The 22137-nt window shown below is 33.3% G+C and carries 20 protein-coding genes, 2 tRNA genes and 1 pseudogene; 7 read left to right on the forward strand and 16 right to left on the reverse strand.

Annotated elements, in window-relative coordinates:
* Nucleotides 1–6: 6 nt before the first annotated feature.
* From A9G10_RS00325 to A9G10_RS00350, 6 genes are all read left to right on the forward strand, one after another.
* Nucleotides 7–246 (forward strand): hypothetical protein, encoded by a 240-nt coding sequence (locus A9G10_RS00325; RefSeq protein WP_065557716.1) that lies wholly within the window; start codon nucleotides 7–9, stop codon nucleotides 244–246.
* Nucleotides 246–464 carry a hypothetical protein gene (locus tag A9G10_RS00330; RefSeq protein WP_065557717.1) on the forward strand — a complete coding sequence of 73 codons (219 nt, stop codon included), beginning with the start codon at nucleotides 246–248 and terminating at the stop codon, nucleotides 462–464. The genes A9G10_RS00325 and A9G10_RS00330 overlap by 1 nt, the downstream gene beginning before the upstream one ends.
* Nucleotides 434–3247, forward strand: coding sequence for a phage tail protein (locus A9G10_RS00335; RefSeq protein WP_081298942.1), 2814 nt, complete (start codon nucleotides 434–436; stop codon nucleotides 3245–3247). Before A9G10_RS00330 ends, A9G10_RS00335 begins: the two co-directional genes overlap by 31 nt.
* Nucleotides 3248–3255: 8 nt before the next feature.
* Nucleotides 3256–4086, forward strand: coding sequence for a carboxypeptidase-like regulatory domain-containing protein (locus tag A9G10_RS00340; protein ID WP_065557719.1), 831 nt, complete (start codon nucleotides 3256–3258; stop codon nucleotides 4084–4086).
* 249 nt (nucleotides 4087–4335) lie between these two features.
* Nucleotides 4336–5181: a hypothetical protein gene (locus A9G10_RS00345; RefSeq protein ID WP_065557720.1), complete on the forward strand. Its 846-nt coding sequence runs from the start codon at nucleotides 4336–4338 to the stop codon at nucleotides 5179–5181.
* Nucleotides 5182–5450: 269 nt separating this feature from the next.
* Complete coding sequence (locus A9G10_RS00350; protein WP_065557721.1) at nucleotides 5451–6965, forward strand: tannase/feruloyl esterase family alpha/beta hydrolase; 1515 nt, start codon at nucleotides 5451–5453, stop codon at nucleotides 6963–6965.
* Between the two features lie 197 nt (nucleotides 6966–7162).
* Here the strand turns inward: A9G10_RS00350 and A9G10_RS00355 are convergent, their stop codons facing one another.
* Nucleotides 7163–8134 carry a helix-turn-helix transcriptional regulator gene (locus tag A9G10_RS00355; RefSeq protein ID WP_065557722.1) on the reverse strand — a complete coding sequence of 324 codons (972 nt, stop codon included), beginning with the start codon at nucleotides 8132–8134 and terminating at the stop codon, nucleotides 7163–7165.
* A 127-nt stretch (nucleotides 8135–8261) separates the two neighbouring features.
* On the opposite strand from A9G10_RS00355, the gene A9G10_RS00360 reads away from it, so the two are divergent.
* Nucleotides 8262–8642 carry a VOC family protein gene (locus A9G10_RS00360; RefSeq protein ID WP_065557723.1) on the forward strand — a complete coding sequence of 127 codons (381 nt, stop codon included), beginning with the start codon at nucleotides 8262–8264 and terminating at the stop codon, nucleotides 8640–8642.
* A 287-nt stretch (nucleotides 8643–8929) separates the two neighbouring features.
* Here the strand turns inward: A9G10_RS00360 and A9G10_RS00365 are convergent.
* The 15 genes and pseudogenes from A9G10_RS00365 to A9G10_RS00435 all read right to left on the reverse strand — a co-directional run bounded on the left by A9G10_RS00365 (nucleotide 8930) and on the right by A9G10_RS00435 (nucleotide 22090).
* Nucleotides 8930–9005: transfer RNA gene (locus A9G10_RS00365), tRNA-Gly, on the reverse strand.
* Between the two features lie 16 nt (nucleotides 9006–9021).
* Nucleotides 9022–9109: transfer RNA gene (locus A9G10_RS00370), tRNA-Leu, on the reverse strand.
* A 223-nt stretch (nucleotides 9110–9332) separates the two neighbouring features.
* Nucleotides 9333–9887, reverse strand: a complete 555-nt coding sequence (pgsA, locus tag A9G10_RS00375; RefSeq protein WP_065557724.1) for a CDP-diacylglycerol--glycerol-3-phosphate 3-phosphatidyltransferase — start codon at nucleotides 9885–9887, stop codon at nucleotides 9333–9335.
* 108 nt (nucleotides 9888–9995) lie between these two features.
* Complete coding sequence (gene uvrC / locus A9G10_RS00380) at nucleotides 9996–11831, reverse strand: excinuclease ABC subunit UvrC (protein WP_065557725.1); 1836 nt, start codon at nucleotides 11829–11831, stop codon at nucleotides 9996–9998.
* Nucleotide 11832: 1 nt separating this feature from the next.
* Entirely contained in the window at nucleotides 11833–12510 is a 678-nt protein-coding gene (gene artM / locus A9G10_RS00385) for an arginine ABC transporter permease ArtM (protein WP_065557726.1), read from the reverse strand.
* A 9-nt stretch (nucleotides 12511–12519) separates the two neighbouring features.
* On the reverse strand, nucleotides 12520–13251 hold the full coding sequence (artQ, locus tag A9G10_RS00390) for an arginine ABC transporter permease ArtQ (RefSeq protein ID WP_065557801.1): 732 nt from the start codon (nucleotides 13249–13251) through the stop codon (nucleotides 12520–12522).
* 131 nt (nucleotides 13252–13382) lie between these two features.
* Complete coding sequence (locus A9G10_RS00395; protein ID WP_065557802.1) at nucleotides 13383–14117, reverse strand: transporter substrate-binding domain-containing protein; 735 nt, start codon at nucleotides 14115–14117, stop codon at nucleotides 13383–13385.
* Nucleotides 14118–14139: 22 nt separating this feature from the next.
* Nucleotides 14140–14868 carry an arginine ABC transporter ATP-binding protein ArtP gene (gene artP / locus A9G10_RS00400; protein ID WP_065557727.1) on the reverse strand — a complete coding sequence of 243 codons (729 nt, stop codon included), beginning with the start codon at nucleotides 14866–14868 and terminating at the stop codon, nucleotides 14140–14142.
* Nucleotides 14869–15043: 175 nt separating this feature from the next.
* A pseudogene (locus A9G10_RS00405) lies at nucleotides 15044–15679 on the reverse strand (SanA/YdcF family protein); the annotation flags it as partial.
* Nucleotide 15680: 1 nt separating this feature from the next.
* Nucleotides 15681–16370, reverse strand: coding sequence for a CidB/LrgB family autolysis modulator (locus A9G10_RS00410; RefSeq protein ID WP_065557729.1), 690 nt, complete (start codon nucleotides 16368–16370; stop codon nucleotides 15681–15683).
* Entirely contained in the window at nucleotides 16367–16822 is a 456-nt protein-coding gene (locus tag A9G10_RS00415; RefSeq protein WP_081298943.1) for a CidA/LrgA family protein, read from the reverse strand. The genes A9G10_RS00410 and A9G10_RS00415 overlap by 4 nt, the downstream gene beginning before the upstream one ends.
* Nucleotides 16823–16902: 80 nt before the next feature.
* A complete protein-coding gene (gene sbcB / locus A9G10_RS00420; protein WP_065557730.1) occupies nucleotides 16903–18336 on the reverse strand; it encodes an exodeoxyribonuclease I in 1434 nt (477 codons plus the stop codon).
* A gap of 283 nt (nucleotides 18337–18619) precedes the next feature.
* Nucleotides 18620–19675: an alpha/beta fold hydrolase gene (locus tag A9G10_RS00425; protein ID WP_065557731.1), complete on the reverse strand. Its 1056-nt coding sequence runs from the start codon at nucleotides 19673–19675 to the stop codon at nucleotides 18620–18622.
* A 273-nt stretch (nucleotides 19676–19948) separates the two neighbouring features.
* A complete protein-coding gene (ubiT, locus tag A9G10_RS00430) occupies nucleotides 19949–20461 on the reverse strand; it encodes a ubiquinone anaerobic biosynthesis accessory factor UbiT (protein ID WP_065557732.1) in 513 nt (170 codons plus the stop codon).
* Nucleotides 20462–22090 (reverse strand): Na+/H+ antiporter, encoded by a 1629-nt coding sequence (locus tag A9G10_RS00435; protein WP_065557733.1) that lies wholly within the window; start codon nucleotides 22088–22090, stop codon nucleotides 20462–20464. It lies immediately after the preceding gene.
* Nucleotides 22091–22137 lie beyond the last annotated feature (47 nt).

A 22137-nucleotide genomic window follows, 5' to 3' on the forward strand; every position in this document is an offset into this window, starting at 1 on the left:
GTAAATATGTTTTTTTTGATTTCTGCATTAGTTGCGGTTGTTGTTGGAATGGTCGTTGGGATGGTGTCTTCAAAGGGCAAAGCAAATCAACAAAAAATAGAAGCTGATGAATTTAAAACGGGAACATCAACAGAAGGAACGGGAATACCCATTGTATTTGGTACCGTTAAGATAACCAATCCAATTTATACCTGGATTGGAGATAAAAAAACGTCAGCTATTAGAAAAAAAGGTGGCAAAAAATAATGAAAATAATTGTAACCAGAGACGATATGATTGCAGTCAAACAATGCAGTCGTGGTGGACGGGAGTTTTTTAAACGTCATGGACTCGATTGGAACCAATTTTTGAAAGAAGGAATAGATGCTGAAATTTTAAAATCAACCAATGATGCAATGGCAAATCAAGTTATAGAACATGCGGAGCGTAGAACATGGGTGGAAGTAAGAAAAAGCAAACTGTAGGTTATAAATATTACGCTGGAGTCAGTATGGTTTTATGTCAAGGCACTATAGATAAATTGACTAATATTAGCGTAGCAGACAGGACAGCATGGCGAGGCGCTATGCAAGACGGACAAATAGCCATAAATAAACAAGGATTATTCGGTGGTGACAAAAGGGAAGGTGGTGTATCAGGTACAGTTGATGTGTATTCAGGTCATCATCAACATAATCGAAATAGTTATTTGGCAAGTAAATTATCAGCTATTGTACCGGCTTATCGTCATGTCGCTGGTCTTGTATTCCGACAATTTTATTGGGGAAATAACCCTTATATGAAAGATATTTCGGCAGTTGTTCAGCGTATACATTATCAAGACTCCAAAAAAACACGACAATGGTATGACAGTAAAGCAGAGATAAAAACTGAAAATGGAAGTGCAAATACAGCTATCCATTTTATATTGGATACTTCAATGAGTATGAGTGGAGGGCGAATTCAAGCACTTAAATCAGCGATGAAACGTGCTATACAAAATCTTTCAACTTCAATCGATTTGATGACATTAAGATTAGATATTCTGATAACCACTTATCAAGGCGGAAATCCACAAACAAAACTAGTTAGAAAAGTTTCTCAAAACGATATTGTAGGGATTTTATCTTTTATTGATAATTTGAAAATTGTTGGCGGAGAAAATCTTGAAAATGTGTTATCTCATTCTATAAATTTTTTTAAAGACACATTCAATCTAACAATGAATCGATGTTGTATTTTTGTTAGTGATGGTGAATTAGAAAATGTTGACCATATCAAAAATGAAGAAATTCATAATATGATTGATAAAAAAGGTCAATTTAATGAACAAGATGAACATGATGTTAATATATTTTGTATCAATGTTGATAATACCGATAAATCATTAAGTTCAAAAATTGATAATACGCCAGAAGATGGGATACCAGTAATAAAGGGAACCGATTCGAACATTATTTATGATACCATCATGAATGCAATCAATAATCTCAATGCTGATATGAATCCCGCCCACATACTAAGAGAATTAGTACTTAATCAGCAAAATGGTTTTAATTCGAGTCTAATCAAGAACAGCATTAACGAAGATTCATTTAAACAAGCTGCTGATCTTTTTTATCAAGAAAAACTTGGTCTTTCTTATATATGGAATGACCAAAGTAAGTTTGAAGATTTGAAGAAAAATATTGAAAATACTGCAAACTGTGTTTTATATCAAAATGCTAAAACAAATCAATTTGAAATAAAAGTAATTCGAAATGACTACCATATTGAAAAATTACCTCTTTTTGATAAAACGAATATAGTCAAAATTTCTGATATTAAAAAAAATATCATTACTGAAATGATTAACTCGGTTACCGTCAATTTTATAGATAGAACAAATGACTATAAACAAGGATCGGTGACTGTTCGGGATGATGCTTTAATTTTGATGGCTGGACGTGAAAATAATACGACTGTTACTTATGATATGGTTTACAATCGTTCATTAGCTTCTAGACTAGCACTTCGTGATTTAGCCGCATTATCTTCAGATTTAGCTTCTGTTTCATTAACCCTTAATTTAGACGGAAGAATGCTTAATCGTGGTGATGTTTTTGTATTGGATATGCCACAACTAGGGCTAAATAAAGCCGTAATGCGTGTAACTTCACTTGATTACGGTACTCAGAAAAGTAATCAAGTTACCGTTGAATGCATGAGAGATGTGTTTTCATTGCCATCATCGACAGTGGTAAGTAATCAACCCGTCATTATACCCACAACCGATATAAATTTAGCTAAACCAGCTGAACATTACGCTATTATGGAATGTCCTTATTATGAACTGGTTTATAATTACGGGCAAAGAGAAGTTGATTTTATGATTCAAGATGATAAGTCGATCGGTCAAATAGCTGCAACAATTGCATCGCCACCAGAGGGGACTTTTCATAGTGAATTAGTTACCTCGCTTTCGAATACTTTTGAGAATGCAGAAAATATCATAGATTGTGAAATGAGATTAATAGAGCATGAACTTGATCAAGTTACATCAATTATTACACTCAACTTTAATCCACCAGAACAAGATTATAACTGGATCTTGATTGGAAACGAAATTTTATATGTTCAATCTTTTTCTAACAATCAGCTGACCGTCAAAAGAGGGTGCCTTGACACATTACCAGAAAAACATGAAAAAGGGAGTAAAGTCTATTTTTGTGGGGGACAATTATCATTAAAAAGTGATGAATATTATCAAGGTGATAAAGTTGATTGCCGAATTATTACAAACACTTCTACTGATTCATTAGATCCATCATTAGCAAAAGGTGCAATGATAAATATTCAAGGTCGAGCTGCAAAACCTTATCCTCCTGCAAATGTTACGATAAATAATTTTTATTTTCCCGATAAACTCAGTACCGATCAACTCTACATCAAATGGTCATCGAGAAATCGACTTCAGCAAACATCAGGAGAACTTATTGGATGGTATGAAAGCGATATTACACCAGAAAGTGGTGTTAAATATCATCTGACCATCAAACTCAATAAAAGAATAATTGTAGATCAAATTATTGATGTTACTACATTTGAATTAGATGTTTCTGAATATCTTCAGGGAACGCTAGATATTCAAATATCAAGTATTGTCGATAATATTTATTGTTTTACACCATTTTCTCATTCGATTGAACTTTATAATGACTTAATTTTTAAAATTCATGAAGAACAATCAGCAATTGATAAAAATAATCTACTAGTCAAAATTAAATAGGAAAAATTATGGCAAAAATAGCAATTATATCTAATAGTACCTCTCGACAAGACATCAAGAATGTATTTGAAGGGTTAGGTCACCAAGTTGATTATCTGATAGATAACAGTATCACTTATAATCAATTGATGACCTACGATTTAATCGTATCAACAAACCAATATTCGCGTAAAGAGGTAATTAAACAGTGTGTGGGTGATGGTATTCCTGCAATTGTAGCGGAAGGAAATTCATCGTCAGTTTCTTTAGGTAAAGATTTAGGTATGTTTGATCAAAATGAACATCAAGTTAGTGATTGGAATTACTTAAGACCATTAAAAATATCTTTAATAACACAAAAGATCCCTAAATTGGGGTGTACCCCTTATTTGAAGCCAACATGGTGTTCGTCCTTTCCTATTTCTTCAATGGCACCTGGGGGTGAAGCACTGTGCGCTATGTATCATGAACGTGATGATTTAATCATTTGCGCGCATTTTAAAAAAGGAACGGTCGATAAATTTGGGGGGACTTTTGGCGCAAATTGTATTTTTATGTCATTCTTAGATCGTGAATATTTAACAAGAAATGCGATAAAAATGCTCGATAATGCTATTAATTTTTGTTTTCAGAATTATACAACCCTATCAGGGAAAGTGGTGGATGAAACAGATCAACCAATCTCAAGAGAGGTAAAAATATATGATCAGAAAACAGGAGAATTAGTTTCGGAAATAACAAGTAATGAAGAGGGTTTATTTTCTGCTGAAGTATTTTCTGGACAAAGCTACTATGTCATTGCATTTGATAAAGATAATGGTAAGAAAAATGCAGTAATTATAGATAATATCAAAGTTTGATTAATCATAATAATAACATATCAATATAAATCCCATAAAATTAACCTATTAAATAATTTTAAATAATACTTAAAACCGAAATTCTAACCAATTATATCATCTCAATTTAACCATTCATTTTATCACGATATTAAAACGACGTTTAGAACTAAAAATCACTTGTACATGCTAATAATAGATTTTCAATGAATGGTTAATTGTTTTTATCAATCTTTTAAATTTTATAATTACGTTTTTCAGGAGGTCAAAATGGCCAAAATTGTTATATGCAGTGAAGAACTTATAAGAGTGCAATCAATGATAGATGCACTAAATCCATATCATGACATTACTTTTTGTATAGCAAGCTCGACAGATTACAATGAACAGTATTTATCGACATTCGATCTAATTATGGATTATCGTAATGCAACAGAATATACCACATCATTTTGCATTAAAAACTGCTCTAAAAAGGGTATTCCAGTTATAGCGGGTGGAACCAGAAATAGTACGGGTAGTATTATGTCACTGGGAATGGCAAAAAAACCTATGTATTATTCAAGTGGAAATTTAAATAGGATAATCAATGTTAGCGACGTATTAACCTGTGATAAAAAAATCGAAACAGGCGCAATTATCAATAGCGGTGACACGTTTATGATAATAGAAGATTTAAAAATAGAGTATGGAATTGAAATTTTATCAGTCAATCAAATGTATAATGGTGTTTATTATATTAATACTGCCATATTCCGCCAAGGCAGTTTGAATGTCAATGGTGAAGTTTTTGGTAGCGATTGTGCTTTTATCGGTTTTCCTTTTAGCCGCCCCTTAACGGAAGAAGCAATACAGATTGTCAATGATATTATTAGTTGGCTTGTTGATCGTAAAGATGTTGTCGCACAGGTAAAAGATGAAGAGGGTAACCTTTTATCGCATTGCGAAATTCAGCTTTGTTTAAGGAAAACGGGAGAAGTCATGACGACTTATACCACAGATGAAAATGGGCAAGTGAGTTTAAGAATAAGACCTAATCATGAATATTATGCTGTAGCCTTTGATCAAGCAACCGGTAATAAAAATGCCGCTGTTATAGATAATATTAAGGTTTGAGCCAAAAAATATAGAGTATTTTTTATAAATCAAATTAATCAATTAAATAATAAATTAGCCTCAACACGAGGCTGTTTTTATCATTAAGCATACATAGAAATGGTTATTTAATTATCAAAACTATAAAAAATAAATTTAAAATACAGCAATAAATTTAACCAAAATTTCTGTCTAACTATAACGTTGTAAAAGTGATATTATCGTTTATAAAAATACTAATAATCTGAAATCTTAAACAAATGATTAAATTCACAGGGAGATAGGTAAGAATGAAACATTGTCTATTATTTTTGACGATATTAAGCTGTTTTGGTACTTGCAATTTTGCAAACGCTAATGATAACGAACGTTGCCAAGCATTAGTAAACCTTGAATTTGATGATGCTAAAATTATCAAAACTGAACTTATTGTCGATCGTTTTACGCCGCCGTCTAATTTAGCGGATTCATTGCGCAATGCGGATACAAAAGAAATATCTCATCTTCCTCAAATTTGTCGGGTTGAATTGATGATTCAACCTAAAATCAATGTTGAAATTTGGTTGCCAACTCAATGGAATCATCGTTTACAAGCCATTGGGGGAGGGGGATATGCTGGTTTTATTCCTTTTGACGAATTAGCTGTGGCAGTTAAAAAAGGGTATGCTACAGTAGGAACTGATACCGGACATAGCGGAAATTTGTTTGAAGGTCATTTTGTATTCAACAATAATCAGTTACAAGCCGATACGATAGCGGATTTTGCTTATCGTAGTGTTCATGAAATGACAATTAAAACTAAACAAATTATTCAAGCTTATTATGGTGAACCAGCTGACTATTCATATTGGAATGGTTGTTCAACGGGTGGGCGACAAGGATTAATGGAGGCGCAAAGATTTCCCGCTGATTATGACGGTATCTATATTGTGGCACCAGCAATTCAATGGGACAAATTTATCCCTTCTGAATTGTGGCCTCAAATCGTTATGCAAATGGAGTTAGGGCATCCGATTGATACTCATAAACTTATAATGTTACGAAAGGCAATAATTCAATTAGCTGATGAACAAGATGGAATTAAAGACGGTATAATTAATGATCCTACGGCATTAGACATTTCTGATAACTTTCTAAAACAACAAAATTTTAATGATGCTGAAATTATAGCATTACGAAAAATTTGGCAAGGCCCGACTAATCATGTTGGAGAATTCTTATGGTTTGGTGTGGAAAAAACCGCACCGCAAGAGGCACTTGCTGGTAATGAACCTTTTCCAATCCCCGTTGATTATCTGAAATATTGGATAGCTCAGAATCCGAATCTTGATTGGAAAAACATGGACTACCAAAGTTTTGTCGATTACTTTAATGAATCAGTCGATTTATTCAGACCTATTATGGGAACGGATAACCCGGATTTGAGTCAGTTTAAAAAATCTGGTGGAAAAATGATTATTTGGCATGGTTGGGATGATCGTTTAATCCCACCAAAAGGGACGATTCATTATTACAATCATGTTGTAAAATTAATGGGTGGACAGGACCACACGGATGAATTTATTAAGCTTTATATGGCGCCTGGCGTTGATCATTGTAATGGTGGTGATGGTGCAGACCAAATCAATGGTTTTGAATCACTGGTAAATTGGGTCGAAAAACAACAACCGCCAAAAACCCTAACAGCCAAAAAAATAGAGAATGGTAATCTTACTTTACAACGACCATTATGTGCATATCCACAAAAAACAGTTTACAAAGGTGAGGGTAATACCAATAATCCTGCTAATTTTGAATGTCAGTAACTATCGATATAAAATGATATCTTTTTTATGGCTGCTGACCAAAATGAATTTAGTAAGGATTATTGGGTGCATTTATTTAATTGGAGACAGGGGGACTTGCATGTAATTTTTTAGTTCATGTATCGTACAATACAAACCACTCATTACTAAACCTTGTCTTACTATTTTATGGTACAAGACTATTCATTGATGATGAGTTATTTTATAGAAAAATTTGTCATCAATGAATTGCCGGATTTTTTATAAGATTTAATTATTTTTTCTGCTCGTTCAACCAGTTTGTGACGTATATGCTCAGGCTCTAAACAAATACATTGATGACCTAAGCTCAGCAAAATGCCATAACTGTAGTCATCATCAATAAAATCAAAATTTACAAGATATTGTTGTTCGCTTAATTTCTTAATATCTTTTTCGTCACAAAAATCTAAAATACGTTCCAAAAGCGATTCATCTATTAATAATTTTATTTTAAAAATCTTTTTTTTCATTTCGGTTTTGAATAAAGAAAATGCTTCAGGCGTTGTTTGCTTAATAAATTTAGTGTTTGTTTCTCTAATGTTTGACATTTTTGATAATTTAAATACACGAAAATCATTTCTGGTTAAACAAAAAGCTTGTAAATACCATTCTTTTTCCTTAAAAATAAGTTTATATGGCTCAATTAAACGTGATGCTTGTTTATTCCTAACACTTAAATAATCAAACGATAAAAGCAGTTGCTCTTTCAGTGCCAGTCTGATAATAGATAGTTTGTTATTAATATTTTGTTTTGAAAACCAAGGCGATAAATCAACAATAAGTTGATTTAAGTTATTTGTCACTTCATCAAGTTCTTGTTCTGATAAAAAACTCTTTATTTTCTCGAGTGTTCTTAAATTTTCACTTTCTTTTAAAACCGGTGAGGATAATAAGTTAATGCCTTTTAATAAAACAATGACATCTTCTTTAGTGAATAGACCTTTACTAATTTTATAGTTTTTTAAAATACTTATTCCACCAGCACTTCCTTGATAGGTAATAATGGGTATTCCCGCTCCCTCGATAGCTTGTATATCTCGGTAAATAGTACGCAATGATACATTTAATTTTTCTGCTAATTCTTTACCACTTATTTTTTCTCTTTGAAGTAATACCATGATGATAGTAATTATACGATTAATTTTCATGCTATATGTTTGCAAAATAATTTAGATTGAATTTTAAATATGACATACAGTTGTCATTAATGCTACATCAAAATAGAGATAACTAAAATTCATTAAACTAATTTTTATCACTAAAAGGAAAGAAAAAATGTTTAAACCTAATAGCGTTATTGTTTATGCCAAAAATGTCGATGCTAGTACAGAATTTTATACACAAATACTAGGACGCCCACCTGTTAAAACTTATCCTGGCTTTGCAGTATTTTTATTGAATGATAATTTTATTTTGGGGCTGCAAGAGGCTGATAAAATAACGCCAAAGGCACCCAATCATTATGGTGGTTTTGAGCTGTCATTTAGTGATGTAACAAAAAATGAAGTAGATGAGATTTATGCGAACTGGAAAGAATTAAACGTCAAAATTGAACTCGAACCTCAAATGCTCGATTTTGGATATACATTTGTAGGAAATGATCCTGATGGTCATCGACTTCGTGTTTGTGCTACCGATACTTCAAAGTTTGAGTAAAATAATGTCTTAAGAAATTAAAACCTAGATGTTTCATTATGTAACCATTGTTTATGAGGAATTTATTTTATGTAAAAAGTGTGGTTGTGCACGCGAGCATCTTGTGGATTCTATTTCACTTGGGAAAATCTGATTAGGTTTGAGATGATAATTTGATTAGCAATAAATATTTTTAATTTAGTTGTATTTAAACAAGTATATTTCTCAAGTTTTATTTCAGAACCAGTAACGGATTAAACAAAATTTGAATTTTTCGAACATTCAACGTATTGTACTAGATGCGATATTGGAGCGGGAAACGAGGTTCGAACTCGCGACCTCAACCTTGGCAAGGTTGCGCTCTACCAACTGAGCTATTCCCGCATATGAGATGTTTAAATGGTGCCCGGGGCGAGACTTGAACTCGCACGGCCAAAAAGGCCGAGGGATTTTAAATCCCTTGTGTCTACCGATTTCACCACCCGGGCTCAAAACTTAGTTACCTAAAGGTAATTGCGTTTTGGATGCTGTGCATTTTACCTGTCTTATCTTTTCAGTCAATAGAAATTTTAGATAAATTGTTTGATTGATTAATGTTTAACTTTATTCTGAATGTAAATTGCACCATTGCATTAATAATCAGCAAAATAAGCCGTTTTATAATGGTAAATTGCTTTAATCATTTATGCCTTAAAACGATCATTTAGAAACCTATTGATTATCGAAAAAATCATTTTGCGCAATCCATAAATATTGCACCATTGATATTAACGTTAAAACTGTAGCAATAAATAGTGCGACAAGTCCTGCATATATTACAATATCGCAAGGGCGCCAAAGGAGCCATGTTAGTGCTGTCATTTGGGCGATAGTTTTATACTTGCCTATAGATGAAACCGCGACATTACTCCGTTTTCCAACCTCAGCCATCCATTCACGCAAAGCAGAGATGATGATTTCACGTGAAATGATAATTATAGCTGCAATGGAAATCCACCATGCTTGATAATATTGAGTGATCAGAATTAGGGCTATTGTGACAATAATTTTATCTGCAACTGGATCTAGAAACGCCCCAAACTTGGTCGTTTGTCCTAAACGTCTAGCTAAATAACCATCAAACACATCGGTTATTGCAGCAATTAGAAAAATTAATGCCGAAAAAAAACCAGACCATTCAGTTGGAAATAAATAAAAAGCCAGCACAAAAAAAGGAATTAAAATAACTCGAAATAACGTTAATAAAGTAGGAAGATTGATTTTCATGTGACATAAGCTCTTTTTTTGTTTAATTAATCAATAGATTAACAAAAATTAAAAAAACGGGGTTTCTTAATGCTTATGTTGCCTGAAATATCATAATTTTTCAATGTGTTATTGTTGTAAATTTAAATAAATTTTTTCGGCTAGCGATTTAGAGATTCCTTGCACTTGTGCTATTTCATCAATACTGGCATTTTTTAATTCTCTTAGACCACCAAAGTGTTTAAGTAATGCTTGCCGTCTTTTTGAACCGATTCCTTCAATATGTTCTAAAGCACTATCGGTAAGTTGTTTTACCCCTTTTTTTCGTTGCCCCACAATGGCATGATCGTGTGATGCATTACGAATTTGTTGAATAAGCAATAAAGCTGGCGAATGGTCATCAAGATAATGTCCGGTTCCATGCGCTTCAAAAAACAATGTTTCAAGTCCTTCTTTGCGCTCAGCGCCTTTTGCCACCCCCACGAGAATAGGGTGATGTTTATCCCAATTGACATTGAGCCCTTCAAATACATGTAAGGCTTGGTTTAACTGTCCTTTACCACCATCAATAAAAATAACATCAGGTATTTTTTCATCAGGCAGATCTTTTTTATTGTAACGTCTTGTTAGGACTTGTTCCATTGCCGCATAGTCATCACCCGGTGTAATACCCGTAATATTGTAGCGGCGAAATTCCGATTTTACCGGACCTTTATCATCAAAGACAACGCAAGAGGCTATTGTGTTTTTTCCCATAAAATGGCTGATATCAAAACATTCCATACGATTGATTTTATCAATGCCCAAAAAGGTTTTAAGTGCATCGTAACGTTGTTTATTTGTCGAATTGGTTAATAATTTATTCTTCACTTCAGTTTGCGCATTGACGGTTGCAATATTGAGTAACTTTAAATTATCGCCTTTAGGCTCATCAACTAATTTGACTTGATGCTCAGCAATAAGTGACAGTGTCTCTTCCATGGGTTGTTTATCCGACAACGAAAAATTGAGTAGGATCTTTTTCGGAATATTACGATTTTGATTACCTTGCAGATAAAATTGCCCTAAAAAGGTTTCAATTACTTCTTCTAATTCAGTATTTGATGGTACTTTAGGAAAATAAGAACGATGCCCAAAGGTTTGTCCATTTCGGATAAATAACACATAAATACAGGCTATACCAAACTCGTAGTGGAAGCCAATAACATCTAAATTATCATTATTGTTGTAAATAGCTTGTTTTTCGTTAATATGTTTAATGGCTTGTAACTGATCGCGTAATGCTGCTGCTTTTTCAAAATTGAGCTCATTACTTGCTTTTAGCATATCTTCAGTGATTTTTTGTAAGATCTGATCGGATTGTCCTGATAAAAATAATCTCACATAATTAACTTGTTCGTTATAATCTTCATCACTCACTAATCCCGGCACACAAGGCCCTAAACAGCGTTTAATCTGATATTGCAGGCAGGGGCGAGTTCTGTTCCGATAGGTGGTATTCAAGCACTGTCTAATCGGAAACGTTTTTTGTAATAGCGCTAAAATCTGTTTAACTGCATATCCACTAGGATAAGGACCAAAAAACTCATCTTTTTTGCGATTAATCGCCCCACGATAAAGTGATAACTGTGGATGTCGTTCTTTACTTAATTTAATAAAAGGATAGCTTTTATCGTCTTTTAAAAGAACATTATAACGTGGTTGATGTTTTTTAATGTAAGTCTGTTCTAATAGTAGGGCTTCGGTTTCGGTATTCGTAATCGTAAATTCAATACGATGGATATGGCTAACTAACATATCCGTTTTCAGTGTTTTTTTACTACTATTAAAATAGCTTTTTAGTCGGTTATTCAGATCTTTAGCTTTGCCCACATAAATAATCGTCTCTTTATCATTAAACATCTGATAAATGCCCGGTTTATGTGGGACTGTTTTTAAAAAAGATGTTGAATCAAATTGGCTCATATTAATTTTCAAATGTGAGGGCTTTTTTCTCTATTATTCTCATAATGGTGCTTAATAATCCATTTATCAAGAGGTAAACGAATCCTGCAACAATAAATATAGAAAAATCGTAATAATCACCATTAAGTTGATTACTATACCCCATTATATCCATTACCGGAATCATCGAGGCTAGGGCTGTGCCTTTGACAACAAAAACGACTTCATTAGAATAGGTGGATAAGGCTCGTTTTAAAGCATAAGGCATGACAATTTTTAAGGTTTGCCGTTTATTCATCCCGAGAGCCTCACACGCTTGCCATTGTCCTTGCGGTACGGATTTTAAAGCACCATAAAAAATTTGTGTGGTATACGCAGCACTATTTAGCGTTAAAGCTAAATAAGCACAAAACCAAGGCGAAGATATGAGATCATAAAATGTCGGAAATTGACTTAAAAAGTCAGCGAACTGTGAGGGACCATAATAAATTAAAAATAACTGAACTAATAGGGGAGACCCCGTAAAGATAATAATATAGGTACGTATTACCTTTGTTAATACAAAATGATTAAGTGATAATAAGCATGAAAAAACGATAGCCAGAAGCCCCGCAGTTAGGATACCTAAAATTCCCAGACTTAACGTGTCAGGAAGACCTTGTAGGATGGTTTTAAGATAATAAACAAAATCATCAGACATAATATAACCTTACAAACTTTTGACTGAAGTGGGTTGTTCAAAATAAGTCACACGTTTTTCGATTCGTTCAATCAGTTTTTGGCTTAAGATTGAAATAATCAAATAGATTACCATTGCGATCGTATACCATAGAAATGGTTGATTGGTTCGTGCAATGATTGTTTTGGTTTGCATCATAAGATCGTTAATTGTGATAGCTGAAACCAGCGCAGTATCTTTCAGTAAAATCAACCATTGATTACTTAATCCTGGTATAGCATGGCGCCACATTTGCGGCATGATGATACGAAAAAAAGTTCTAAATTTATTTAAACCAAGCACCTGAGCGGCTTGTTTTTGTCCGCTTGGTATTGCTTTAAATGCACCTCTGAGCGTTTGAGAGGCATAAACTGCATAAAGAAGCGATAACGCAATGACACCACATAAAAACGCATCGGGCTGAGTATTGGCAAGATGCATTTGGATATGAATTGAAGTAAATATCAATGATATCTCAAATCCATCATCTAGTACCATTAAAAGAAGTGGTAAACCATTATAGATTGCTACGACAATTAATAATTCAGGTAGTGCTCGAATCGTTAAACTAATTAAAGACATTAACCATGCAACAGGTTTAAATGGAACGGATTCTAAAATTGTGAGAATAAAAGCAAGAACTATACCAACAATCATTGATACGAAAGCTAATGACAATGTGATTGATGTTGCTTTTGTTAAAGGCACGATAAAACCGTCCATTGAGGACATTATCCAGTTCATTGCATATGCTAAAAAGTCTGACATAAAAAAACCGTATTTAAATTAAAAAATAAATTCGCCGCATTTTAAGCGGCGAGATCACAATAATATCAAATTTGATAGTTTATTAGCTATTTGTTAAACCATTTTTTATAAATGGCATCGAGTTCACCATTTGATTTCAATTTATCAAGTGCTTGATTAAATTGTTCTCTTAACTGATCATTGCCTTTACGTAAGGCAATGCCTAAACCCTCTCCAAAAAAATCATGATCGGTAATTTTATCACCTAAAGCAACAATATCCGTTTCCTTGCTTAACCAATCACCCGCGACAAAAGAGCTGGCTACAATCGCATCAATTCGTTTAGCTTTTAAATCTAAAAATGCATACTGATAACTATCATAGCTAACAGGTTTAACGTCAGGATATTTTTCATTTAAGTATTTAAAATAGGTTGTTCCTTTTTGAATACCAACTCGCTTGCCTTTTAGTTGTTCAAGATCTGTTAAAGTGTCTTTCAATGTAATAAATTGAATTGAGCTATCATCGTAATAAATCTTGGTAAAATCAACTTGTTTTTGACGTTCTGGTGTGATGTCTATCCCTGCAATTGCCGCATCAATTCGACGCGTTTTTAAACTAGGAATTAATCCATCAAAAGACTGATTAACAATTTTACAAGAAGCGTTAATCTCTTCACAAATTTTGTTGATCACATCAATATCAAATCCGATAATTTCGTTCTTGTCATTGGTGAATTCAAATGGTGCATAAGTGGCTTCTGTACCGATAGTTAAATTTTCAGATGCTTGAGAGGTAAATGCAGCGCTAGCAAGCAAAATAGCAAATAAAGTTTTTTTCATATTTCCACCCAATTTATAATCATTAATGCGATAAATAAGCTTTAAATTCATCGGTTTTCGGATGAGCAAAACATTCTAGTTGTCCTTGCTCAATAATTTTACCGTGTTCCATATAAATTACTTGTGAAGCGACTTTACGAGCAAAATCAACTTCATGAGTTACAATAATCTGCGTTATTCCTGTTTGTGAAAGTTCGTTAATAATTTCAGCTACTTGCGATGTAATAGCTGGATCTAATGCTGCTGTAGGTTCATCAAATAACAAAATTTGTGGTTCCATCATCAATGCTCTGGCTATTGCTACCCGTTGCTGTTGTCCCCCCGAAAGGTGCAGAGGATAGCGATTTGCCATTTCATCAATTTGCAAACGTTGTAATATCAGTATTGCTTTGTCAGTCGCTTCTTTTTTAGATAAATTCAGGACTTGGCAAGGTGCTTCAATCAAGTTTTCAAGCACCGTTAAATGGGGCCATAAATTATAGTTTTGGAAAACCATACCCACATTTTTACGTAATTGTCTGATAGTGGTATCACTGATTTTTCTTGAAAAATCAAAATGTGAATTAGCTATTGTCATTTCACCTGATGTTGGAATTTCAAGTAAATTAAATACTTTTAATAAAGAGCTTTTTCCTGCACCACTTTGACCTAGTAATACAATGGTTTCACCTAGAGGATAACTAAGTGAAACATCTTTCAATGCATGATGAGTGCCATAAAAACAGTTAATATGGCTTAATTCAATATTCATTATAAATGTTGGCTAAATTAAAAAAAAATTGACTAAATATTACTTTTTTTTGCATAAAAATGCAATCTAAAATATGAGACAAATAGTATTCAAAATAAATTTAGTATTTATCTTTATGATAAACTTTGAAAATTTAATGATGTTCAACTTTAAAAGTTAATTATTTTTCAGATATGATAGGAATTACAGGCCCCAAATATTTAGGTTCTTTATTTAAAATATAGAGATCGATAAAGGCACTAACACGAGCTAACGTTTCACGAATTCGGACTAACTTCATACTGTCTGGTGCTGGAACAGCAAAACATTGTGCTTGAATGTTCTGGGCTAATGCAATAAATATTGCTCGTTCACAATGAAATTCTTGCGTAATAATTGTAAAACTTTTAGCGTCAAAAACTTTGTTGGCTCTGACAACTGAATCCAATGTTCTAAATCCGGCATAATCTAATACGATTGCATCACTAGGGATTCCTGCTTTAATTAAATCTTTTTTCATCGTGACGGGTTCATTGTAGCTTTGAAAAGAATCTTCACCATCACCACTGAGTAATAGATAATCGATTTTATGCTGATTATAAAGGGAGATTGCGCCATTAATTCGATTTTGATAAAAAACATTTTTACCACCTCCTCGAACATATTTGGAGGTACCAAGTACTACACCTACGTTTTGATAGGGCAGTTTATTTACATCGTGGTATATATAAGGTGCGGTTTCATAGCTTATCCAAAAATCCAAGCCAGCAATTACACATATGAGTAAGAAGCAAAGACTAAATAAACTTTTAATTATTTTTTTTAATTTCATGTTAGAACCAGTTAAAAATAAAGACTAAAATTGGAAATAAAAATGGAGCCGTGATAGAAGTCATTATACCACATAATACTAATGATAAAGAACTATAAGCACCTTCATTATAATCAACTTCTATACAGCGAGCAGTACCAACTGCGTGCGAAACTGCACCTATTGATAATCCTCTGGCCGAAGCAGATTTTATTTTTGCTATATTTAATATTTGATGACCAAAAATTCCGCCTAATGTGCCTACTAATATAACACAAAGGGCTGCGATTGACGGAACACCGCCTTCGTTGTTGGCAATCGTCACTGCAATAGCCGTAGTGACTGATTTGGGTAAAACCGACGCAGCTATTTCGGTATTTCCACCTAACCAAAATACAATACTGACACCAGTTATCATAGAAGCGATTGACGCGCTAAAGGTAATAATGATAATTGACTTCCAACGAGCTTTAATTTGTGGAATGAGTTCGTATAGCGGAAAGGCTAAAGCGACAACGGAATAAGGTAATAATTTATTTATGATATCGACATTATTAACATATTCTGAATAACTGGTCTGACTCATTATCATAATGGGAACAAGCACCATTACCGAAATGACCAAAGGATTAAATAACGGAGTTTTAATTTTAAAAGCAAGTTTACGAATAATTAGAAATACACATACAGTTAACGGTAGCATCCAAATCATAGTGGTTGTTCCTCATTACTATCTGATAACGTGGCAGTTTTGGTTGTTTTTTTATGAAGTTTTTCTGTTAACCAAGCTGTTAAAAGCAATACCAACAATGAACTACCAATACTTCCAAAAATAATGGGTACCCAATTATTTAATAGCAATGTGTAATTATCCATTATTCCCATTGCAGCAGGAATAAATAGTAACGTCATATAGCGCATAAATAAATTACAACTGTTTTTTATCCAACAAGTGGGAATGATTTGAAAAGCTAATAAGAAAAACAGAATTAATAGACCGATAATGCTACCAGGAATCATGATGGGTAATCGTTGAGAAATGAAATTACCAGCCCAAAGACTCAGCGTTAAAATTAATAATCCTCGACCATAACTAAACAATGTGTAGTATAAAGAATATAATCGATGTTTAATTGTGGCGTGTTTAGCTAAAAAATGTTTCATAGTCTAAAATTTAATAACTTGTTTGATTGTTAATATAAGACTGCTTTATTTGGTGTCTATAATACGCCCCTCAATTTTAATTATCCAACTAAATAATGGCAGTAATGATAAAGCTGTTTTATCAAAGCTAATTTTTCGGGTTGTTGAATATAAGTTTCAGCAAGTAATTCTAAAGTTAAAATGTAATCTTGAATCTTAGGCGTACTTAGTTTATCACGACAATAATCTTTCCAGATCATCTGTTCGTGATGAGTTAGAGTTTGAGGAAAGTTTCGAGCTTTGTATCGAAAAAAAAGTGTACTTAAGCGAGGATCTTCAAATTTGAGTGATAAACTATCTAATAATTGTACTGGCGTTGTTTGTACTGTTTCACAATTTAGTTTATCCTGATTGCTCAAAAATCCATTGTAAATTTGTGCATCTACATCCGTATGAGTAGGATAATCATTACTTAAACTAAATAATTCTCGCATTTTATCTTGCAACAAAATTTGATTTTGTAATAGTTTTTGTTGTTTGTTTAAGCATTCTTCAATATTAATAGAAAAACGTTTAGCATTTTCAAGCAGTAAAGTTTTTATCGGTGCAAGAATAGGGCACTTGTTAATATGAACGAGTTTTAATGGAATGCGAGACTCATCAAGTTCAAGATATTCCGTTTTAGTATAAAGTTTTTCGCGTATTATATTCACTGGTAAATCAATAATTGAATCAATATCGCCAGTGAGATCACAAACTATGACGGCATTATTTTGTTGCGGATGCCAAGCGATAGGGCATACTAATGACATATTTCCTCGATAACTACCCAGCATACCCGAAACATGTACCAGTGGGGTCATATTGATTATATCTATGAGTTCGGCAACTTTATTTTTATTGCGTAATGTAAAAAAGTAGTTAAATAACTTAGGTTGTTTTTCTTTAATTAATTTTGCAATGGCGATAGTGGCATACACATCTGACATTGCATCATGAGCATGTTCATGCGTGATATTATTTGCTTTGGTTAAATGTTCTAACCGAAAACTGGGATAACCCGAATCGTTGGTTGGCCAATGAATACCGTCAGGTCGCAAGGCAAAACACGCTCTTACAACATCTAAAAGATCCCATCTTGAATTACCATTTTGCCAACTGTAGGCGTATGGGTCGTAAAAATTACGGTAAAGGATATTGCGGGTCACTTCATCATCGAAACGAATATTATTATAACCTAAAATGCAAGTATTTGGCTCACTGAATGCTTGATGAATTAATTTGGTAAATTGAGCTTCATTCACTCCTTTTTGATTTGCTTGTTGTGGAGTAATGCCCGTAATGAGAACCGCTTCAGGATTAGGTAGATAGTCTGGTGCTAGCTTACAATATATAACTAAAGGCTCTTCAATAATATTAAGATCAATATCAGTTCGAACACCCGCAAATTGAGCGGGTCTATCAAGAGCTGGATTAATACCAAATGTTTCATAATCGTGAAAGTAAAAAGTAGGTTGTTTGGCGTTATTTTTCATTTTATCGTTTTACTCTTGATGATTTTTGATCTGTCACTTACCTAAATTATACAATATTTTACTTAATTTAAATTATTTAAACCTATTTATTTTGCCATTATAAGTAAGTAATTCTTGTTAAAACAAATGACTTTATTTGTTTAATATCTTCGGATTAATATTAAAAAGATTATTAGCTTAAAATATGCTTATATTATTACGATAGTTGATAGTGTGTTTTTGATAAGTAAGAAGTGAATAGCTAAACGTATTTATTCACTTCATAAGTAAATAATATCATCTATTAATTTAAATTATTTTCTTCTAAAAAAATAATCAATTGGGTTTTCCATAAGTCAGCTAGCATTGTTGTGCCATGCCCGGTAGTTTTTTCAGAAGCTGGAATCAAGTAATACTTTGCATTGGGAATCTTCTGTATTGCTTTTTCCATTAAACCCGTCGAAGCTGGATTTCTTTCATCATCTTCAGAATTGATAGCTAAAATTCGTGCTTTGATTTTATTTAAGTCATTGGTTGGATCATAATTTCTTGCGGCATCCCATTGATATAAAAAATCGTTAGCATCCATCGAAACACGTTCGTTTAATTTATCTTTTAATATCTTTTCAGTTTCTTCCGTATTATATGCTTGTTTTTGCCATGCAATGTCGCCGCCATTAGTTGCGATATTGTAATAATTATAGACTAATTGAAACTGTTCGGGTTGTTTAGTATAAAAACCATTGTTCCAGTCGGGATCATCTTTGATAGCATTGATAACCATTTTCCGCATAATCCAGTTACGGCTGGACATTGGTGCTGGGGTTGCAGCCATTGGAATAGCGGCTGTCATATAATCAGGATACATTGTTACCCATTTCCATGTATTCATACCTCCCATCGAGTTACCGATGATTAATTCTACATGCTCAATATTTAACTTATTTTTTAATAATTGATATTGAGCATTGACCATATCGGTATAATCATAATGAGGGAAATTGCCCTTTAAACCGTCGGATGGTTTAGACGATTTACCTGTGCCTATTGCGTCGGGAAGAATAATAAAATATTTTTCGGCATCTAAAGGCATTCCTTTATCAAACAATATATGGCCAAAGCTATCATTTAACATTGCGCTACCACTTCCTGTTGTACCATGCAATATTAATACCGGTTTGTTATCAGGATTGCCAAGAGTGGTGTAATGTATTTTTATACTTTCAGTTTCTCCGTTATTAAATTTGAAATTTTCTATCACATAATCCGACTCTTTTTTGTTGTGAAAATCTAAACAATATCCAAAAGAAGGTATTGTCAATAAAACAAACATGAAGAATTTAGTCTTTCTTTTAAGCATAATTTTTCTCCATTTTCTATACGCACCATTAAGAATTATTCATTAAGCCACAATGAATCAGATAGGGAAATCAAGTTTTTGCCATATTGTGATTTTAATCACAATATGATGATAATATTCTTATAATTAACATATAAATAGGCTATTTAAACAATCTTTTCTTGATTATTCATGTCTATTTTTTTAAGGTATAGGTAAGAAAAAGTAAGATATGGGGAATGACATAATCAATAAAAAATGGGAGAAATATAATCTCCCACAATTGTTATCAGTTTAAAAGGTATTTTTCGGCGCAGATTCTATAATGTTGGCCATTTTTTCAAGGGTCAACCTTAAAAATTTAGGCATTGAATCAAGTTCAATGGAATCCATTAGATTTTTTACATACAGTCCTAATTCTGTATCACCTTCGACGATTAGTCGTCGTTGGAAGAATAGGGTATCTGGATCTTGGCGCCTAGTTGCTATCATAATCAAATCGTTTGCATTACCAATAAAACTTACATCAGCGATTTCTTCCCGACTCACTACCAGTTTATTATCAATTAAGCTAACAAACCAAGTAAGTTGAAGATCGGTAACTTCAATTTTTAACCAACGATTTTCTAAAAAATCGAGGTCGCCATCTTCTAAAGAATGTTTAAATTGTAGTTGTAATAGTTGTTCAATTGCCTGTTTTTTCAAATTAAACGGAATACAACGTAAAGTTAGCCCCAATACATGAGGGGCTTTGTCAACAAACTGTGAATGAATATGGCCTAAAAACTGATGTTTGTTTGCTATCATTTATGAATCTCCAGATATCATTTTTTCATAAATATCGAGGTCAGTATTTAAATGTTCAAATGTTTCTTCACTCACTTCATTACGAACTTTCATTTGTAGTAAAGCTGTGCGCTCTGCACCGATTGCCACAAGACGCATACGTCTTTCAAGATTTTCAGCTTCCATTGCTTTTTGTTCTAAATCTTTTAATCCTGTTCGACGTCTTAAAGAACCGATAACACGTGAACCTACTTCATGTATTATTTCTTGATCTAAACCCGCTTCAGACGTTTCTTGAAGTAAATTGTTTTGCATTTTTTCAAGACTCACAATAGCTTCTTCCGCCATTTGCCCCTTAACTGTCAAAATTTCATTATCTTGTTGAGAGTTATCCAAGATAACACTACCGCGTAATAGAATAGGTAAGACGATGACCGCGGTAATTAATGAAATTAAAATAATGCCGGCTGCGATAAAAACAAGTTGATAACGACCGCCAATTGTCATTGGAATAGATAATACACCAGCTAGGGTAATAGCTCCGCGAACACCCGCAAAAGTTGAAATCCAAAGATCGCGTGTAGTATAAGAACGGAATGCAAGTGGACGTTTTGTTCCAAATGGTAAAGTAGGCATATGTTTCATAGCCCATAACCAAGCAAATCGTGTTCCCATTAATACGATAAAGACAAACACGACAATAAAGCACAATTGCCATACTTCAATAGATGAATCTGTTTGGTTTTCTGCAAAAGTATTATTTAAAATACTTGGTAACTGAATACCTAATAAAATAAAGACAAATCCATTAAATACAAATGTTAACATTGACCAGGTACTATCTGATTGTAAACGAGCGGTTAAAGGTGCGTTGCGCATCATACCTGAATGGTTTACGGTCATACCTGCACTCACTGCGGCTAAAATCCCTGAACAGTGACACTCTTCAGCAAGAATATAGGCAGCAAAAGGAAGTAAGAATAGTAAAACAATTTGGATGGCAGGATCATTATGGGTTAATTTATTAATTAAACGTAAAATACGTGCATATAACCAAGTAAATAAAACACCAACAGCCAAGCCACCAAGAGCGACTACAAAGAAAGAAAGACTAATTTGTAATAAATTAAATTCTAGCAAGCCGGTTGCAATTGCAATAGCAAATTTTAATGATACCAGACCAGATGCATCATTCATTAAAGCTTCGCCTTCAATAATCTCCATTTTTTCTTTTTCTATACGCCCTTTACCGACTATTCCTCCTAGTGCAACGGCATCGGTAGGTGATAGTACTGCAGCTAACGCGAGTGCGGCAGCTAATTCAACTTTTGGTAACATCCAATTTAGAAGGTAACCCAAAGCAATTATAGAAATAACGACAAGAACGAGTGCTAATCCAACAATTTCTCTGGCATTATGTACAAAGTCTTTGACCGATGTTTTTCGTCCATCTGCGAAAAGCAATGGTGGTATAAACAATACAAGAAATAGTTCAGGGTCAAATTTTACATAAATACCAAAAGCTGCTAAAACACAACCCAGTAGTATTTGCATAAGTGGTAACGGAATTTGGAATGGTAGTAATTTTATTACCACACCTGAAAGTGATACAATTAGCACTATAAGTAATATTGTTGAAAAAAGTTCCATGGTTTTCTATTAGTTATCCTATAATCATCTCATTAGTTAGCTATTGA

This window comes from Gilliamella sp. wkB308, assembly GCF_001690185.1.
Taxonomy (GTDB): domain Bacteria; phylum Pseudomonadota; class Gammaproteobacteria; order Enterobacterales; family Orbaceae; genus Gilliamella; species Gilliamella apicola_I.

What these genes read in the sequence shown, in the direction of transcription:
- pgsA (WP_065557724.1), bottom strand. Translation starts at nt 9,887, where the DNA reads ATGAAAATCAATCTTCCTACTTTATTAACGTTATTTCGAGTTATTTTA.
- A9G10_RS00345 (WP_065557720.1), top strand. Translation starts at nt 4,336, where the DNA reads ATGGCCAAAATTGTTATATGCAGTGAAGAACTTATAAGAGTGCAATCA.
- A9G10_RS00415 (WP_081298943.1), bottom strand. Translation starts at nt 16,822, where the DNA reads ATGAAACATTTTTTAGCTAAACACGCCACAATTAAACATCGATTATAT.
- A9G10_RS00325 (WP_065557716.1), top strand. Translation starts at nt 7, where the DNA reads ATGTTTTTTTTGATTTCTGCATTAGTTGCGGTTGTTGTTGGAATGGTC.
- A9G10_RS00340 (WP_065557719.1), top strand. Translation starts at nt 3,256, where the DNA reads ATGGCAAAAATAGCAATTATATCTAATAGTACCTCTCGACAAGACATC.
- artQ (WP_065557801.1), bottom strand. Translation starts at nt 13,251, where the DNA reads ATGGACGGTTTTATCGTGCCTTTAACAAAAGCAACATCAATCACATTG.
- A9G10_RS00395 (WP_065557802.1), bottom strand. Translation starts at nt 14,117, where the DNA reads ATGAAAAAAACTTTATTTGCTATTTTGCTTGCTAGCGCTGCATTTACC.
- ubiT (WP_065557732.1), bottom strand. Translation starts at nt 20,461, where the DNA reads ATGATAGCAAACAAACATCAGTTTTTAGGCCATATTCATTCACAGTTT.
- artM (WP_065557726.1), bottom strand. Translation starts at nt 12,510, where the DNA reads ATGTCTGATGATTTTGTTTATTATCTTAAAACCATCCTACAAGGTCTT.
- A9G10_RS00425 (WP_065557731.1), bottom strand. Translation starts at nt 19,675, where the DNA reads ATGCTTAAAAGAAAGACTAAATTCTTCATGTTTGTTTTATTGACAATA.
- A9G10_RS00330 (WP_065557717.1), top strand. Translation starts at nt 246, where the DNA reads ATGAAAATAATTGTAACCAGAGACGATATGATTGCAGTCAAACAATGC.
- artP (WP_065557727.1), bottom strand. Translation starts at nt 14,868, where the DNA reads ATGAATATTGAATTAAGCCATATTAACTGTTTTTATGGCACTCATCAT.
- A9G10_RS00350 (WP_065557721.1), top strand. Translation starts at nt 5,451, where the DNA reads ATGAAACATTGTCTATTATTTTTGACGATATTAAGCTGTTTTGGTACT.
- A9G10_RS00410 (WP_065557729.1), bottom strand. Translation starts at nt 16,370, where the DNA reads ATGATTTGGATGCTACCGTTAACTGTATGTGTATTTCTAATTATTCGT.
- A9G10_RS00335 (WP_081298942.1), top strand. Translation starts at nt 434, where the DNA reads ATGGGTGGAAGTAAGAAAAAGCAAACTGTAGGTTATAAATATTACGCT.
- uvrC (WP_065557725.1), bottom strand. Translation starts at nt 11,831, where the DNA reads ATGAGCCAATTTGATTCAACATCTTTTTTAAAAACAGTCCCACATAAA.
- A9G10_RS00355 (WP_065557722.1), bottom strand. Translation starts at nt 8,134, where the DNA reads ATGAAAATTAATCGTATAATTACTATCATCATGGTATTACTTCAAAGA.
- A9G10_RS00435 (WP_065557733.1), bottom strand. Translation starts at nt 22,090, where the DNA reads ATGGAACTTTTTTCAACAATATTACTTATAGTGCTAATTGTATCACTT.
- sbcB (WP_065557730.1), bottom strand. Translation starts at nt 18,336, where the DNA reads ATGAAAAATAACGCCAAACAACCTACTTTTTACTTTCACGATTATGAA.
- A9G10_RS00360 (WP_065557723.1), top strand. Translation starts at nt 8,262, where the DNA reads ATGTTTAAACCTAATAGCGTTATTGTTTATGCCAAAAATGTCGATGCT.